We start from the raw sequence: 14,541 nt of genomic DNA, 5'->3' as shown, positions 1-14,541 counted from the left end.
GGCGCTGCAGCGAGCGCCCCTTAAGGGGCGCGGGGAACTGCGCGAACAACCACACACCGCTCGCACCCGGCCGGCAGTCTCAGGTGGCACCCTCGGTGAGCCGGTCTTAGCGTGGCCGCATGATCGAGCTGGTGGGCCTGACCAAGCGCTACGGCGACAAGACGGCGGTCGACGACCTGACGTTCAGCGTCCGGCCCGGCGTCGTGACCGGGTTCCTCGGGCCCAACGGCGCCGGGAAGTCCACCACGATGCGGATGATCCTCGGGCTCGACCACCCCACGGCGGGCCGGGTGCGCATCGACGGCAAGCGCTACGAGCAGCTCAAGGACCCGCTGACGTACATCGGGGCGCTGCTCGACGCCAAGGCCGTGCACGGCGGGCGCAGCGCCTTCAACCACCTGCTGTGCCTGGCCCAGAGCAACGGCGTCCCGCGGGCCCGGGTGGCCGAGGTCCTTGACACCGTCGGACTGACCGCGGTGGCCCGGAAGAAGGCCAAGGGGTTCTCGCTCGGCATGGGGCAGCGGCTCGGGATCGCGGGCGCGCTGCTCGGCGATCCGCGGATCCTGATGTTCGACGAACCGGTGAACGGGCTCGACCCCGAGGGCATCCACTGGATCCGGACCTTGATGAAGACGCTGGCCGCCCAGGGCCGCACGGTGTTCGTCTCGTCCCACCTGATGAGCGAGATGGCGCTGACCGCCGACCACCTCGTCGTCATCGGGCAGGGGCGGCTGCTCGCCGACACCTCCATGGCGGACTTCATCCGGACCAACTCGCGGTCGTACGTCCGGGTCCGCTCCCCGCAGCGCGAGCGGCTGCTCGACGTGCTGCACGGGGCCGGGATCACCGTCGTCGAGACCGGCTCGGGCGCCCTGGAAGTCGAGGGCGGGAAGGCCGAACCGATCGGGGAGCTGGCCGCGCAGAACGGGATCGTGCTGCACGAGCTGAGCACCCAGCAGGCCTCACTGGAGGAGGCGTTCATGCAGCTGACGGCGGAGTCCGTCGAGTACCACGCGCACGCCGACCCGCCCTCGGTGCCACCGGCCTGGGGCGCCGACTGGGACAAGGGGGCATGACATGGCCGTCGTCACTCAGGTCGTACGGTCCGAGTGGACCAAGATCCGGTCCGTCGCCTCGACGGTGTGGACGCTGTCCCTGGCCGTGGTGGTCACCGTGGCCCTCGGGACGCTGCTGTCCGCGCTCGCGAACAGCCAGTTCTCCAACATGCCGGCCCGCGAGCGGCTCTCCTTCGACCCGACGAACATCAGCTTCGCCGGGATGACCCTCGGCCAGCTGGCGATGATCGTGTTCGGGGTGCTCGTGGTCTCCAACGAGTACAGCACCGGGATGATCAGGGTCTCGCTGGCCGCCGTGCCGCAGCGGGCCGTCCTCCTGTTCAGCAAGATCGCGGTGGCGGCGGGCCTGGTGCTGGTGGTGGGCATGGTGACCAGCTTCGCCGCCTTCTTCCTCGGCCAGGCGATGCTCGGCACCCACCGGGCCCACCTCGGCGACCCCGGGGTGCTGCGCGCGGTCGTCGGCGGCGGGCTCTACATGACGCTCATCGCGGTGTTCTCCATGGGCGTGGCGACGATGCTGCGCTCGCCGATGCTGTCGCTGGGCATCCTGATGCCGTTCTTCTTCCTGATCTCCAACATCCTCGGCAACGTCGACGCGACCAAGAAGATCGGCCGGTTCCTGCCGGACCAGGCGGGCAGCCACATCATGCAGGTGGTGCCGAGAGTCGGCGACGACGTCCCCTACGGGCCCTGGGGCGGGCTCGGCATCATGGGACTGTGGGTGCTCGCCGCGCTGGCCGGCGGGTACGTCCTGCTCCAGCGGCGCGACGCGTGACCGGCCCGGACGCCATAACTCTTTACATGCTCTTGGGCGGAACCGTCAGCTCCCCGATATCCTCCTAACCCTTACGGGGGGCGTCTGCCCCGCTGTCCTGATCCTTTCGATGGGTGCGGAGCATGATCGAGGCTGTAGGCCTGACCAAGCGCTACGGCGACAAGACCGCCGTGTACAACCTTTCCTTCCAGGTGCGTCCCGGGTCCGTCACGGGCTTCCTCGGGCCGAACGGCTCGGGCAAGTCGACGACCATGCGGATGATCCTGGGTCTGGACAACCCGACCGCCGGCTCGGTGACGATCGGCGGCTACCCCTATCGCAAGCTCCCCAACGCCGCCCGCCAGGTCGGCGCGCTGCTCGACGCCAAGGCGGTGCACGGCGGCCGGTCCGCCCGCAACCACCTGCTCTCCCTGGCCCAGCTCTCGGCCATCCCGGCCCGCCGGGTCGACGAGGTGCTCGGGGTGGTGGGCCTCCAGGACGTGGCCGGAAAGCGCTCCAAGGGTTTCTCGCTCGGCATGGGCCAGCGCCTGGGCATCGCCGCCGCGCTCCTCGGTGACCCGCAGGTGCTGCTCTTCGACGAGCCGGTCAACGGCCTCGACCCCGAGGGCATCCTCTGGGTGCGCAACCTGATGAAGTCCCTGGCCGCCGAGGGCCGTACGGTCTTCGTCTCCTCCCATCTGATGAGCGAGATGGCGCTGACCGCCGACCATCTCATCGTCATCGGCCGGGGACAGCTGCTCGCCGACATGAGCGTGACGGACTTCATCTCGGCCAACTCCGCCGACTTCGCGCGCGTACGCACCCCGGACACCGAGCCGCAGCTGCGCGAGAAGCTCACCTCCGCGCTGACCGAGGCCGGCGGCCACGTCCTGCCGGAGCAGGACGGCGCGCTGCGAGTGACCGGACTGCCGCTGCCCCGGATCAGCGACCTCGCGCACGAGGCGGACGTACGGCTGTGGGAGCTGTCCCCGCACCAGGCCTCGCTCGAGGAGGCGTACATGCGGATGACCCAGGGCGCCGTCGACTACCGCTCCAGCATCGACCAGAAGGCCGGTTTCCAGCAGCCCCTGCCGCCCGGCGCCCAGCCGCCGGTGCCGGTGCCCGGACAGGGCCAGCCGGGCTGGTACGCCCCACCGCCGCCGCAGCAGGGCGGCCGGCCGTTCGGGGGGCCGTACGGCGCGCCCGGGGCGCCCGTCGCTCCTCCGGGGACGCCGTTCGCACCGCCGGGCGGGTACGGCGCGCCGCAGGGCCCGTACGGGGCTCCCCAGGCCGCTCCCAACCCCTACGCGCAGCCGGCGCCCGCGCCGGTGCCGGGGGCCGCACCCGCACCCGCACCCGCGGCCGAACCGGCACGGCCGGCCGCCGCTGCCGCCCCCGCCACCGCTCCCGTAGAACTGACCAAGCCCGAGGACGCCCGATGACCACCCACCAGCCTCCGCTGCCGCAGGCGGCGCCCGGCGGTTCGTACCCCGGTTACACCTCACCGATCCCGGTGGTGCGCACCCACCTCGGGCACGCGATCACGTCCGAGTGGACGAAGATCAGGTCGGTGCGTTCGACGATCTGGACCCTCGGCGTCTTCGTCCTCCTGGTGGTCGGGATCGGTCTGCTGGCCGGCGCGGTGGTCAGCCAGTCCTCCTCGTCCGACGACGTGGCCGGCACCAACGCGCTGTCCCTCGGCTTCTTCGGGCTGCTGCTCGGCAGCATGTGCATCATCACGCTCGGCGTGCTGACGACCGCCTCGGAGTACGGCACGGGCATGATCCGCACCACGATGGTGGCCTGCCCCTCCCGGGCGCGCGTGCTCGCGGCGAAGGCGATCGTCTTCTTCGCGGTCGCGTTCGTGGTCACCCTCGCGGCCAGCGCGTTCGTGGCCATGACGCAGCTGTCGATGCTGGGCGACGTCGCCCGGACGCCGACCGGCGGGGAATGGCTGAAGGGGACCGTCGGCGTCAGCCTCTACATCGCGCTGCTGGGACTGCTCTCGCTGATCGTCGGCTCGATCATCCGGCACTCGGCGGGTGCCATCACCATCATGATCGGCGCGGTGCTGGCCCCGCTGGTGATCGCCCTGTTCATGTTCTCGTCGTCGCTGGAGAAGGTGCGCACGGCCCTGTTCGAGTACTCGATCCCGAACCAGCTCAGCGTCTTCTACTCCAACTCGCTCAGCGACTCCGGCCCTTCGGGCTGGGACCCGCTGTGGATCATCCTGGGTGTGACGGCCGTCGCGTTCGCCGGCGCGTACGTGCTCCTGCAGAGGCGGGACGTGTAGGCCAGGAGCAACAGGCGGCGGGCGTACCGCTCTTCAGAACTTCGGCGCGTTCCGGGACCGCTGCACCCGTGTGGTGCGGCGGTCCTTCGCGTTCCAGCAGGCCTTGTGCCAGTGCCGGCGCTCGTCCACGCCCGAGTGCTCCGGCCAGGCCACCACGTGCGGGACGCCGGAGGGGATCACCTGGTCACAGCCCGGACAGCGGTACGTCTTGCCGACCGCGCTGGCGCCCGCCACGTGCCGCACGCTCCACTCCTCGCCCTGCCAGCGCTCGGCGGACTGCCAGCCGCCGTAGCGGTCCGCGCGGTCGTCCTCGGCGCTCCGGCCGGACGAGGCCGCTCCGTTCGGGCCCTTGGGTCGGTTGCGACGCGGGGACACGGGACACCTCTCGGGGCTATACAGGAAGCACGGGCTGTGTCCAGCCTACGACGCGCGCGCGGGGGTACGCGTACGGCACCAACCCAGACAAGTCCCCCTCCAGGGCGACGCATTCTCCAGACAATCCGCAAATCTCTCCGCCAGGCCGTGTCCTCGGCACGTGTCAGACGGTTATGCCCGGTGGGGGAGCTCCGGGTCGGAGCCAGGAAAGCAGGAAGAAACGATGCGCGTAGGTAGTTTTGTGCTGGCCGCCCAGTTCCCGGGCCAGGGCCAGGGGGAGGCCCTGCACCGGGCGGTGCGCACCGCGGAGGTGGCCGAGCAGTCCGGTCTGGACGCGGTCTGGCTGGCCGAACACCACTTCGTGCCGTACGGCACGTGCCCGTCGGCGGTCACACTCGCCGCCCTGCTGCTGGGCCGCACCCGGCGGCTGCGGGTCGGCACGGCGGTGAGCGTCCTGCCCACCGTCCACCCGGTCGCCCTCGGCGAACAGACCGCGCTGCTGCACGTGACGAGCGGCGGCCGCTTCACGCTCGGCGTGGGGCGGGGCGGCCCGTGGGTGGATCTGGAGGTCTTCGGATCCGGCCTGGAGGCGTACGAACAGGGCTTCCCCGAATCACTCGATCTGCTGATGCGCTGGCTGCGCGAGCCGTCCGTGTCGGCCTCCGGGCCGCGCTACTCGTTCCGTGAAGTCCCCGTCGTACCACGCCCGTCGGAGGCGCTGACGGAGGCGCCGGGGCCGGAGGTGGTGGTCGCCTGCACCTCCGCGGCGAGCATCCGGCTGGCCGCGGAGCGAGGGCTGCCGATGCTGCTCGGGATGCACGTCGGCGACGAGGAGAAGGCCGAGATGGTCGCGCTGTGGCGGCAGCACGCGCGGGCGGCCGGGCGGCCGGGCGACGAGATCGCGGGGGCGGCCCATGTCTCGGCGGGCGTCTGCCAGATCGCGGACCGCCGCGCCGACGCCGCCGAGACGCTGACGAAGGCGATGCCGGGCTGGCTGAAGCAGGGCCTGGAGGCCCATGTGACGGTGGACGGCCGGTTCCGCTCGATGCGGGACCCGCTCGCGTACACCGAACTGCTCTGCGGACTCCATCCGGTGGGCACCCCGCGGCTGTGCGCCGACCGGCTCGCGGCCACCTCGGAGCGGACCGGCATCTCCCGCTTCGCCCTGCTGACCGAGGGCTCCGGGGATCTGGCGGCCACGGAGGAGAACGTACGACGGCTGGGTGCCGAGGTGCTGCCGCACCTGCGGTGACCCCACCGCCGCGGGGAGCTTGCCGCCCCAGTGACTGATGCACCTCCCGCGTGTGGAGCGGCAAGCAAGCGGCTCACTGCGTCAGCAGTACCGGAGCACGGCGTCAGCAGTCCCGGAGTTCCGGGGACTGGTTCAGCAGTTGGTTGCGCACAGAGGTGAAGCGGGCCAGCGTCTCGTCGACCGAGGCGTCCAGCGGGAACACCGCCACACGGTGGCAGTTCTGGAAGGCCAGCCGCACACCGAAGTGCCGCTGCAGGGCGCCGCGTATGGCGTCACTCGCGAGCGCACGCAGCAGCTGGCCGCGTGCCTGCTCGTCCGGCGGGGGCGTCTGGTTGTCGGCGAACTGGCCGCCGTCCACCTTCAGCTGGGCCACCAGGGAGCTGATCATCTCCCATGCGTAGGGCAGGGAGGTCCGGACGCAGTCGACGAAATCCGCTTCGTCGACCTCGCCTCGCTCGGCCTGTTCGAGTAGGGCCGGTGAGACGTCGAGCGACATGGGTACTCCTCTCGCACCCCCGAACAGCAGGGGTTGGCGGACAGGTAAGGGAGTTCGCGATACCGAACACGCTGAGTACACAACCCGCGACCTCCCGTTCACTACGGTAGGCAACCTGCGGTGCCCCCACCAGGAGATTGCGTATATGCGACGGTCCCTTTAGGCACACAATCGGCCAGATTTGAACAGGCGTGCGCAGGCGACTCTGCAGAACCGGTCGCGGGACGGCCCCGAGGGGGCTGGAGGCGGCTGGAGCGGGGTGCAGGAGGCCGCGGGAGGCCGGGCGAATCGCGCCGGGGGCGGCGCGTCGAGTAGCGTTGCCGACCATGCGTCTCGTCATCGCCCGGTGCTCCGTCGACTACGCCGGCCGGCTCACCGCCCACCTTCCCTCCGCTCCCCGTCTGATCCTGATCAAGGCGGACGGCAGTGTCTCGATCCACGCGGACGACCGGGCCTACAAGCCCCTCAACTGGATGTCTCCGCCGTGCACCCTCAAGGAAGGCACCGACGACGAGGAAGGCGTCTGGACGGTCGTCAACAAGGCGGGCGAGAAGCTCATCATCACGATGGAGGAGGTCCTCCACGACTCCTCGCACGAACTGGGCGTCGACCCCGGGCTCATCAAGGACGGCGTGGAGGCGCACCTCCAGGAACTCCTGGCCGACCGCATCGAGACCCTCGGCGAGGGCTACACCCTGATCCGCCGTGAGTACATGACGGCGATCGGCCCGGTGGACATCCTGTGCCGCGACGCCGAGGGCCAGACGGTGGCCATCGAGATCAAGCGCCGCGGCGAGATCGACGGGGTGGAGCAGCTCACCCGCTACCTGGAACTGCTGAACCGCGACCCCCACCTCGCCCCCGTGCGCGGCATCTTCGCGGCCCAGGAGATCAAGCCCCAGGCAAAGGTCCTGGCGACCGACAGGGGCATCGGCTGCACGATCCTCGACTACGACGCCCTGCGAGGCATCGAGGACGACAAACTCCGCCTGTTCTGACGAACCGGGCCGACGGCGCTGACGCCGGCCCACCGAGCCCGACCGCGCCCAAGCAAGTCCCACCACCCACCCCTAGAACCGCCGGCCGCTCCAAAACCCGCCGCGACGGCGCTCGCCCCCTACGGCGTGACCGGCGGTGCCGGACCGGCCGGAGGCGAACTCGGCACCGCCGGTCCGCACCGTCGTGGTCGAGCACCGTTGCGGCGGGGTGGGGTGAGGGCGGCGGAGCGGGATGGGGGCCGACGACGTGAGATGAGGCGGCGGCGCGGGCGCCGAGGGGGCGGCGCGGGCGCGGGACGTTCGGGGTCAGATCAGTGTGCCGGTGGGCGGTTCCTCGGTGGTGGTCTGTGATGCGCTCGACGTCGTGACGGACGGGGAGTCGGAGGCGGGACCGCTGGCCGAGTTGGTCGCGCCGGACGGCGTGGCGGACGCGGATGGTGAGGGCGACGACGCGCTCGGCGACGGCGACTCCGACGACTTCGACGGGCTCGGTGACGCCGACTTCGACGGTGACGCCGACTTCGACGGCGACGGCGACGGCGAGTGCGTCGCGCCGCCCCCCGGCGTCCCCTTCGTGCCCGTGGCCGAAGCCGAAGGCGTCCCCGTGTCGGACGGCGGGGTCGTGCCCAGGGTGCCGGCCGAGCCCGGGTCCGTCGGTCTGGTCGTCGCCGTGCCGACGTCCGCGCCCGGCGTCTGCCCGGGGTCGGCGCCGAGGCCGCCGTCGCCCGTGCTCTCGCTCGCCGACGGGTTGACGCTCACGTTGTCGGACGGGTTGTCGGCGTTGTCGTGGGAGGTCATGCCGAGCCCCACCACGGTGCCGAGGACCGCGGTGAGCAGGGCGCCCGCACCGACCGCCACCATGTTGCGGCGGACCATGCGCACGAGGCCGCCGCCGTGGTCCGGAGCCGGTGCGGCCGGGACCCGCTGGGTCACCACGGTGTCCGCGATCGGTGAGTGGACCGCCGGGAAGGGCGTCGTGACGCCGCCCGCCGGGGATATGGACTCCTCGTGGCGGGCGTCGGGGACCTCGTCGCCCGCCATGGCGGTGAGGGCGGGCAGGACCTCGCCGGAGCGGTCCGCGACCAGGGCGAGCGCGCGGCGGCCGACCGTCGTGCCCCGCTTGTCGGAGAGCGCCCCGCGCAGGCCGATGGAGGCCTCCAGCTCGGCCCGCGCCCGGTCCAGCTGGTCGCCGCAGAGCGCGAGGATGCCGAGTTCGTGGTGGAAGTAGGCCTGTTCGCCGACCTCACCGGCCAGCCGGGCGGCCTCCGCCCCGGCCCGCAGCGCCCGCTCCCAGGCGCTCCACCGCAGGCCCGCCGCGAACGCGGGCGCGGCCGTACGGGCCAGTCGTACCGGCGTGCTGTCCTCGTCCTCCGCGGGCGGCACGGTCTCGGGGACCAGCACCGTCAGGGCGGCGAGGATCGCGTCGGCCTCCGCGCAGACCCGCTCGGGGGTGACCGAGGGGTGCCCGGCCCACCAGCTGTAGTGCTGGGCGGCGGTGAGCGCCTGGGCGGTCGCGTCGTCGGCGTATCCGGCGGCCTCCAGCTGCTGCAGGACGCCCGCGGCGAGCCGGTAGCGGGAGCCGACCGGGGAGACCAGCCCGCAGCCCGCCAGTTCGCCGAGGGCCGCGTCGGCGTGGGTGTCCCCCACGAGGGCCGGCAGATGCGCCTGGTGCGGCACCTCGCCGCCCAGGGCGACCGCGAAGCGCAGGGTGGCCCGGGCGGAGGCGCTGAGGCGGGAGGCGAGCAGCGGGGCGGGCGCGGCGGCCTCGCCGAGGGACGGGAGCGGGGACGCCTCGGCGGCCTCGGTGTCGTAGGCCGCGCCGGCCGGGAGATCGGTCAGATCGGACAGGTCGGACAGGTCGGCCAGGTCGGCCAGGTTGGACGCGAAGACGCCGAACTCGTCGACGGCGTCCGTGCTGGCCCGCAGCTGGTCGCGCTGGCGCAGCAGCGCGCCGGCCTGGACGAACCGCAGGGGCAGGCCCTCGGACTCGAACCAGAGGTCGCCGGCCCAGTTGGCCTCCTCCTCGCTGAGCACCCGGCCGACGGTGCGCTCCAGGATGTCGACGCCGCCGGCCCGCTCCAGGCCGGTGAGGAGGACCTCCTCCACGGCGGAGTCGGCGGAGGGCGCCGGCACGTCCGGGGTGGCGCCGATCAGGAAGGCGCACTCGGGGGTGGCGTCGATCAGCTCGTCGAGCCCGGCGCCGCCGAACTCGATGTCGTCGAGGACGACGACCGCCCCGATGTCACGGACCAGTTCGAGGAGTTCGTCGTGGTCGGGGCGGTGTCCCGGCGCCTTGTAGACGGCGTGGAAGAGGTCGCGAAGCAGGTCCTCGGGCGTGCGGTGGAAGCCGTCGAGGCGGACCACGCCGTCGGGGGCGAGGTCGGAGCAGTCGTCGGCGACCAGGTCGAGGAGGGCGGTGCGGCCGGAGCCGGCGGGGCCGGTGAGACGCACGGAGCGGCCGCGGGCGAGGAGCCGGACGAGCCGTTCGCGGTCGTCCTGGCGTTCCAGGAGCGGCAGCTCGGGCCGGGCGGGGCCGGGCGGGACGGGCGGCCGGAGGGCGCGCTCGTACTCGGCCCGCTCGGCGGGGGTGCGCTTCTCGGGTCGGGCGGGGCGCTCGGCCGGCGGGCAGGGTTCTATCTCGCTGCCGTCGACGGGGTTGACGGTCAGCAGGAACTCGCCGGTGACCAGCCGCGTGGTGCGGGCCGTCGCCGGCGTGCTCTGACCGAAGTCGGTGGTGAGGGATTCCCTGGGCGGGCGCTGGCGCGGCGTGCTGCCGTCGCCGTCCTGGCCGTGCCCCTCGGGTCCCGGGTTGATCGGGTCCATAGGTTCCTAGCCCCCCAAAAGCGTCGTGTGCCGTGTGGTGCGGCCCCTCCCGGCCTTTGCACACCGCGCTGTCGCTTCTGGTCCGGGCCCGCGCTCGAAGGGTGGCAAGGGCGGCGGGCGACCGAACCTTAAACCTTGGCACAGTATCTACGACAGTCCGGGGTACCGCGCCGTCCGAGACATCACAGTCTCGTGAGGATTGCGTCTGACGTGCGCGTGCGCGCCGTCCGACCGGGTAACCCCCGTCGCCCGGTTCACACCGGATCGCCGTGCCCCAGGGGCGGCGGTCACACCCGGGGCAGTGACTCCACCCCGATACCTCCCTCGATGGCCAGGATCCGGTGCAGCCGGGTGGCCACCAGCAGGCGCTGCATCTGCGGCGGTACGCCGCGCAGCACCAGACGGCGGCCGCAGCGGCCGGCCCGCCGGTGGGCACCCATGATCACCCCGAGTCCGGTGGCGTCCCAGGAGTCCAGCTCGGACAGGTCCAGCACCAGGTCGCCGACTCCGTCGTCGACGGCCGAGTGCAGGACCGTACGGGCGTCCGCCGCGCTGCGTACGTCGAGGCGGCCCCCGACGACCAGCTCGGCGTGGTCGCCCCTGATGTACATATGCGCTCCCCGAGAGTGCGTGTCCTACTCCGTAACAGTGATGTCCGGTAATGCAACGTCTGACTGCGTTCGCCGGTCAGAGGTTGCCAGCTGTAAGCGAACCGATACCGAATTCACCCCCAGGGGTGAACCCGGGGGTTGGTGCGTGGTGAGGGGCGGTCAGAGGGCCTACGTACTGGTGTTTCAGTACGTGTAGAAGCCCTGCCCGCTCTTGCGTCCGATGTCACCGGCGTCAACCATCCGGCGCATCAGCTCCGGCGGGGCGAACTTCTCGTCCTGCGACTCGGTGTAGATGTTGCTGGTGGCGTGCAGCAGGATGTCGACGCCGGTGAGGTCGGCCGTGGCCAGCGGGCCCATGGCGTGACCGAAGCCCAGCTTGCAGGCGAGGTCGATGTCCTCGGCAGTGGCGACGCCCGACTCGTACAGCTTGGTGGCCTCGACGACGAGCGCCGAGATCAGCCGGGTCGTCACGAAGCCGGCGACGTCCCGGTTGACGACGATGCAGGTCTTGCCGGTGGACTCGGCGAACTCCCGCGCGGTGGCGAGGGTTTCGTCGCTGGTCTTGTAGCCGCGGACCAGTTCCACGAGCTGCATCATCGGCACCGGCGAGAAGAAGTGGACGCCGACGACGCGCTCGGGGTGCTCGGTGGCCGCCGCGATCTTGGTGATCGGGATGGCCGAGGTGTTGGAGGCGAGGACGGCCTCCGGGCGCACGATCTTGTCGAGGGCGCGGAAGATCTCGTGCTTGACCTCCAGCTTCTCGAAGACGGCCTCGACCACGACGTCCGCGTCGGCGGCCGCGTCCAGGTCGGTGGTCGTGGTGATGCGGGCCAGGGCGGCGTCGGCGTCGTGCGCCTCCAGCTTCCCCTTGCTCACGAACTTGTCGTACGAGGCCTGGATGCCGCCCACGGCACGGTCCAGTGCCTCGTCGGTGACGTCGCGCAGCACCACGTCCCAGCCGGCCTGTGCGGCGACCTGGGCGATGCCGGAACCCATCAAGCCGGCCCCGATGACGGCAAGCTTCCGTGCCACTCCGCTCCCCTTACACGCTGTTGAGGTATGCCTCCTGGGCGGGACCCTAGCGCTCGTCGGGGGCCGGGAAACCCGGTAAGTAACGCGTGTCACGGTCTCAGGACGTGAGACAACCGTCACGTCCCGCCACCGCGGGCACCTTTACGCTGGCCACATGGTCAATCTGACGCGCATCTACACCAGGACCGGCGACCAGGGCACCACCGCCCTCGGGGACATGAGCCGGGTCGCCAAGACCGATCTGCGGATCTCGGCGTACGCCGACGCCAACGAGGCGAACGCGGTGATCGGGACGGCGATCGCGCTGGGCGGCCTGACCGAGGAGGTGGTCAAGGTGCTGACCCGGGTGCAGAACGACCTCTTCGACGTCGGCGCGGACCTGTCGACCCCGGTGGTGGAGAACCCGCAGTTCCCGCCGCTGCGGGTGGAGCAGTTCTACATCGACCGGCTGGAGGCGGACTGCGACCGGTTCAACGAGCGGCTGGAGAAACTCCGCTCCTTCATCCTGCCGGGCGGCACCCCGGGCGCGGCCCTGCTCCACCAGGCCTGCACGGTCGTGCGGCGCGCAGAGCGCTCGACGTGGGCCGCGCTTCAGGTGCACGCCGAGGCGATGAACCCGCTCACCGCGACCTACCTCAACAGGCTGTCGGACCTGCTGTTCATCCTGGCCCGCACCGCGAACAAGGACACCGGTGACGTGCTGTGGGTGCCGGGCGGGGAGCGCTGACGGCGGCAATCCCAGGGGGAGTTGGGGATCTGACCGGCCGTATACAGAGTGGTCCAGACCTATTGACCGGTGGTCCAGACCTTTCTATTCTCGCGGCACCATGGGCATGAAGGCTCAGTCATGCCCACGTCATCCCCGATCAAGAGGGAGGCGCAGCATGCGCTTCAGACACAGAGCCGCGGCAGGGTTCGCGACCCTGTTGCTCCCCCTGGCCGGTCTGGTCGGCCTCGCGAGCCCGGCCCAGGCCGCGACCACGGCGACCGCGACCTACACGAAGACCTCCGACTGGGGCACCGGCTTCGGCGCCCAATGGACCGTCAAGAACACCGGTACCACCGCCATCAGCTCCTGGACGGTGCAGTGGGACTTCCCCTCCGGCACCTCGGTCACCTCCGCGTGGGACGCGGACGTCACCTCCTCCGGCACCCACTGGACCGCCAAGAACAAGTCCTACAACGGCTCCCTCGCCCCCGGCGCCTCCGTCTCCTTCGGGTTCAACGGCGCCGGTTCCGGATCGCCCAGCAACTGCACGCTCAACGGCGCGAGTTGCGACGGCGGTACGACCGTCCCCGGGGACTCGGCGCCCTCCGCGCCCGGCACCCCGACCGCGTCCGGCATCACGGACACCTCGGTCAGGCTGTCCTGGTCGGCCGCCACCGACGACAACGGCGTCAAGAACTACGACGTCCTGCGCGACGGCAAGGTGGTCTCCACGGTGACCACCACCTCGTACACCGACACGGGTCTCACGGCCGGCACCGACTACTCGTACACCGTCCAGGCCCGCGACACCGCGAACCAGACCGGCCCGGTCAGCGCAGCGGTCGCCGTCCACACCACGGGCGGTACGACCACTCCCCCGACCACCGGCTCCAAGGTCAAGCTCGGCTACTTCACCGAGTGGGGCATCTACGGCCGCAACTACCAGGTGAAGAACCTGGTGACGTCCGGCTCGGCGGCGAAGATCACGCACATCAACTACGCCTTCGGCAACGTCACCAACGGCCAGTGCGCGATCGGCGACGCCTACGCCGACTACCAGAAGACGTTCACCGCCGACCAGTCGGTCAGCGGTGTCGCGGACACCTGGGACCAGCCGCTGGCCGGCAACTTCAACCAGTTGCGCGAGCTGAAGGCCAAGTACCCGAACCTCAAGGTCCTGTGGTCCTTCGGCGGCTGGACCTGGTCCGGCGGCTTCGCGCAGGCGGCGGCCAACCCGGCCGCGTTCGCCGACTCCTGCTACAACCTGGTCAAGGACCCGCGCTGGGCCGATGTCTTCGACGGCATCGACATCGACTGGGAGTACCCGAACGCCTGCGGGCTGAGCTGTGACACCAGCGGCTCGGCGGCCTTCAAGAACCTGATGGCCGCGCTGCGCGCCAGGTTCGGCTCCTCCGCCCTGGTCACCGCGGCCACCACGGCCGACGGGTCCGCCGGCGGCAAGATCGACGCCACCGACTACGCGGGCGCCTCCACCTACGTGAACTGGTACAACGTGATGTCGTACGACTTCTTCGGCGCCTGGGCGACCACCGGCCCGACGGCCCCGCACTCCCCGCTCACCTCGTACTCGGGCATCCCGACCGCCGGCTTCGACACGGCCGACGCGATGGCCAAGTTCAAGGCGCAGGGCGTGCCGGCGAGCAAGCTGCTGATCGGGATCGGGTTCTACGGCAGAGGCTGGACCGGCGTCACCCAGGACGCGCCGGGCGGCACGGCCACCGGGGCGGCGCCCGGGACGTACGAGCAGGGCATCGAGGACTACAAGGTCCTCAAGACCTCCTGTCCGGTCACCGGCACCGTCGCGGGCACGGCGTACGCGCACTGCGGCACCAACTGGTGGTCGTACGACACCCCGTCGACGATCGCCGGGAAGATGAGCTGGGCCAAGTCCCAGGGCCTGGGCGGCGCGTTCTTCTGGGAGTTCAGCGGGGACACCAGCGACGGCGAGCTGGTGAGCGCCATCGACTCCGGCCTGAACTGACCCCTTTTCGCCATCCCCACCCCCACCGCGTCGCGTCGCCGAGTTCGCCGCCCCCGGCGCGGTCGTCGCCTGGTGTGTGGCCGCCTGGTGGGTCGCCCCGCCAGCCCCGGCCACGCCGGA

13 protein-coding genes are annotated in these 14,541 nt (G+C 71.3%); 8 read left to right on the top strand and 5 right to left on the bottom strand.

Features of this window, described 5'->3' with window-relative positions; translation table 11 throughout:
- The first annotated feature begins 119 nt into the window (after window positions 1-119).
- The 4 genes from AB0M11_RS39280 (at window position 120) to AB0M11_RS39265 (ending at window position 4,123) form a co-directional block, all read left to right on the top strand.
- On the top strand, window positions 120-1,076 hold the full coding sequence (locus AB0M11_RS39280) for an ATP-binding cassette domain-containing protein (RefSeq protein WP_365713385.1): 957 nt from the start codon (window positions 120-122) through the stop codon (window positions 1,074-1,076).
- A gap of 1 nt (window position 1,077) precedes the next feature.
- Window positions 1,078-1,851 carry an ABC transporter permease gene (locus AB0M11_RS39275; RefSeq protein WP_365713383.1) on the top strand — a complete coding sequence of 258 codons (774 nt, stop codon included), beginning with the start codon at window positions 1,078-1,080 and terminating at the stop codon, window positions 1,849-1,851.
- A gap of 122 nt (window positions 1,852-1,973) precedes the next feature.
- The gene (locus tag AB0M11_RS39270; protein ID WP_365713381.1) at window positions 1,974-3,272 is read left to right on the top strand and encodes an ABC transporter ATP-binding protein; all 1,299 of its coding nucleotides are present in this window, start codon (window positions 1,974-1,976) and stop codon (window positions 3,270-3,272) included.
- Window positions 3,269-4,123 carry an ABC transporter permease subunit gene (locus tag AB0M11_RS39265; protein ID WP_365713379.1) on the top strand — a complete coding sequence of 285 codons (855 nt, stop codon included), beginning with the start codon at window positions 3,269-3,271 and terminating at the stop codon, window positions 4,121-4,123. The genes AB0M11_RS39270 and AB0M11_RS39265 overlap by 4 nt, the downstream gene beginning before the upstream one ends.
- A gap of 33 nt (window positions 4,124-4,156) precedes the next feature.
- Here AB0M11_RS39265 and AB0M11_RS39260 read toward each other — a convergent pair whose 3' ends face one another.
- Window positions 4,157-4,498, bottom strand: coding sequence for an ATP/GTP-binding protein (locus tag AB0M11_RS39260; protein ID WP_365713377.1), 342 nt, complete (start codon window positions 4,496-4,498; stop codon window positions 4,157-4,159).
- Window positions 4,499-4,721: 223 nt separating this feature from the next.
- On the opposite strand from AB0M11_RS39260, the gene AB0M11_RS39255 reads away from it, so the two are divergent.
- Entirely contained in the window at window positions 4,722-5,750 is a 1,029-nt protein-coding gene (locus AB0M11_RS39255; RefSeq protein WP_365713375.1) for an LLM class flavin-dependent oxidoreductase, read from the top strand.
- A 103-nt stretch (window positions 5,751-5,853) separates the two neighbouring features.
- On the opposite strand, the gene AB0M11_RS39250 is transcribed toward AB0M11_RS39255, so the two are convergent.
- Window positions 5,854-6,246 (bottom strand): SCO5389 family protein, encoded by a 393-nt coding sequence (locus AB0M11_RS39250; protein ID WP_181807263.1) that lies wholly within the window; start codon window positions 6,244-6,246, stop codon window positions 5,854-5,856.
- Window positions 6,247-6,572: 326 nt separating this feature from the next.
- Between AB0M11_RS39250 and nucS the strand changes: the two genes are divergently transcribed.
- Window positions 6,573-7,244 (top strand): endonuclease NucS, encoded by a 672-nt coding sequence (gene nucS, locus AB0M11_RS39245; RefSeq protein WP_365713372.1) that lies wholly within the window; start codon window positions 6,573-6,575, stop codon window positions 7,242-7,244.
- Between the two features lie 306 nt (window positions 7,245-7,550).
- Here nucS and AB0M11_RS39240 read toward each other — a convergent pair whose 3' ends face one another.
- The 3 genes from AB0M11_RS39240 to AB0M11_RS39230 all read right to left on the bottom strand — a co-directional run bounded on the left by AB0M11_RS39240 (window position 7,551) and on the right by AB0M11_RS39230 (window position 11,710).
- Window positions 7,551-10,067 (bottom strand): ATP-binding protein, encoded by a 2,517-nt coding sequence (locus tag AB0M11_RS39240; RefSeq protein ID WP_365713370.1) that lies wholly within the window; start codon window positions 10,065-10,067, stop codon window positions 7,551-7,553.
- A 287-nt stretch (window positions 10,068-10,354) separates the two neighbouring features.
- Window positions 10,355-10,678, bottom strand: coding sequence for an STAS domain-containing protein (locus AB0M11_RS39235; protein WP_030672301.1), 324 nt, complete (start codon window positions 10,676-10,678; stop codon window positions 10,355-10,357).
- Between the two features lie 183 nt (window positions 10,679-10,861).
- Window positions 10,862-11,710: a 3-hydroxyacyl-CoA dehydrogenase family protein gene (locus AB0M11_RS39230; protein WP_365713368.1), complete on the bottom strand. Its 849-nt coding sequence runs from the start codon at window positions 11,708-11,710 to the stop codon at window positions 10,862-10,864.
- A gap of 154 nt (window positions 11,711-11,864) precedes the next feature.
- Between AB0M11_RS39230 and AB0M11_RS39225 the strand changes: the two genes are divergently transcribed.
- Together AB0M11_RS39225 and AB0M11_RS39220 are read left to right on the top strand one after the other, a co-directional pair.
- Window positions 11,865-12,437: a cob(I)yrinic acid a,c-diamide adenosyltransferase gene (locus AB0M11_RS39225; RefSeq protein ID WP_365713366.1), complete on the top strand. Its 573-nt coding sequence runs from the start codon at window positions 11,865-11,867 to the stop codon at window positions 12,435-12,437.
- Window positions 12,438-12,594: 157 nt separating this feature from the next.
- Window positions 12,595-14,421, top strand: a complete 1,827-nt coding sequence (locus AB0M11_RS39220) for a glycoside hydrolase family 18 chitinase (protein ID WP_365713364.1) — start codon at window positions 12,595-12,597, stop codon at window positions 14,419-14,421.
- Window positions 14,422-14,541: the final 120 nt, after the last annotated feature.

It is taken from the genome of Streptomyces sp. NPDC051987, assembly GCF_040680735.1.
Taxonomy (GTDB): domain Bacteria; phylum Actinomycetota; class Actinomycetes; order Streptomycetales; family Streptomycetaceae; genus Streptomyces.
The sequence above is the reverse complement of the archived record's forward strand: the minus strand, read 5'-3'. Positions and strand labels throughout refer to the sequence as shown.

Excerpts from the sequence above, each read along its gene's own strand:
- nucS (WP_365713372.1), top strand. The coding sequence starts at position 6,573 with ATGCGTCTCGTCATCGCCCGGTGCTCCGTCGACTACGCCGGCCGGCTC.
- AB0M11_RS39225 (WP_365713366.1), top strand. The coding sequence starts at position 11,865 with ATGGTCAATCTGACGCGCATCTACACCAGGACCGGCGACCAGGGCACC.
- AB0M11_RS39280 (WP_365713385.1), top strand. The coding sequence starts at position 120 with ATGATCGAGCTGGTGGGCCTGACCAAGCGCTACGGCGACAAGACGGCG.
- AB0M11_RS39270 (WP_365713381.1), top strand. The coding sequence starts at position 1,974 with ATGATCGAGGCTGTAGGCCTGACCAAGCGCTACGGCGACAAGACCGCC.
- AB0M11_RS39275 (WP_365713383.1), top strand. The coding sequence starts at position 1,078 with ATGGCCGTCGTCACTCAGGTCGTACGGTCCGAGTGGACCAAGATCCGG.
- AB0M11_RS39255 (WP_365713375.1), top strand. The coding sequence starts at position 4,722 with ATGCGCGTAGGTAGTTTTGTGCTGGCCGCCCAGTTCCCGGGCCAGGGC.
- AB0M11_RS39240 (WP_365713370.1), bottom strand. The coding sequence starts at position 10,067 with ATGGACCCGATCAACCCGGGACCCGAGGGGCACGGCCAGGACGGCGAC.
- AB0M11_RS39235 (WP_030672301.1), bottom strand. The coding sequence starts at position 10,678 with ATGTACATCAGGGGCGACCACGCCGAGCTGGTCGTCGGGGGCCGCCTC.
- AB0M11_RS39265 (WP_365713379.1), top strand. The coding sequence starts at position 3,269 with ATGACCACCCACCAGCCTCCGCTGCCGCAGGCGGCGCCCGGCGGTTCG.
- AB0M11_RS39250 (WP_181807263.1), bottom strand. The coding sequence starts at position 6,246 with ATGTCGCTCGACGTCTCACCGGCCCTACTCGAACAGGCCGAGCGAGGC.
- AB0M11_RS39220 (WP_365713364.1), top strand. The coding sequence starts at position 12,595 with ATGCGCTTCAGACACAGAGCCGCGGCAGGGTTCGCGACCCTGTTGCTC.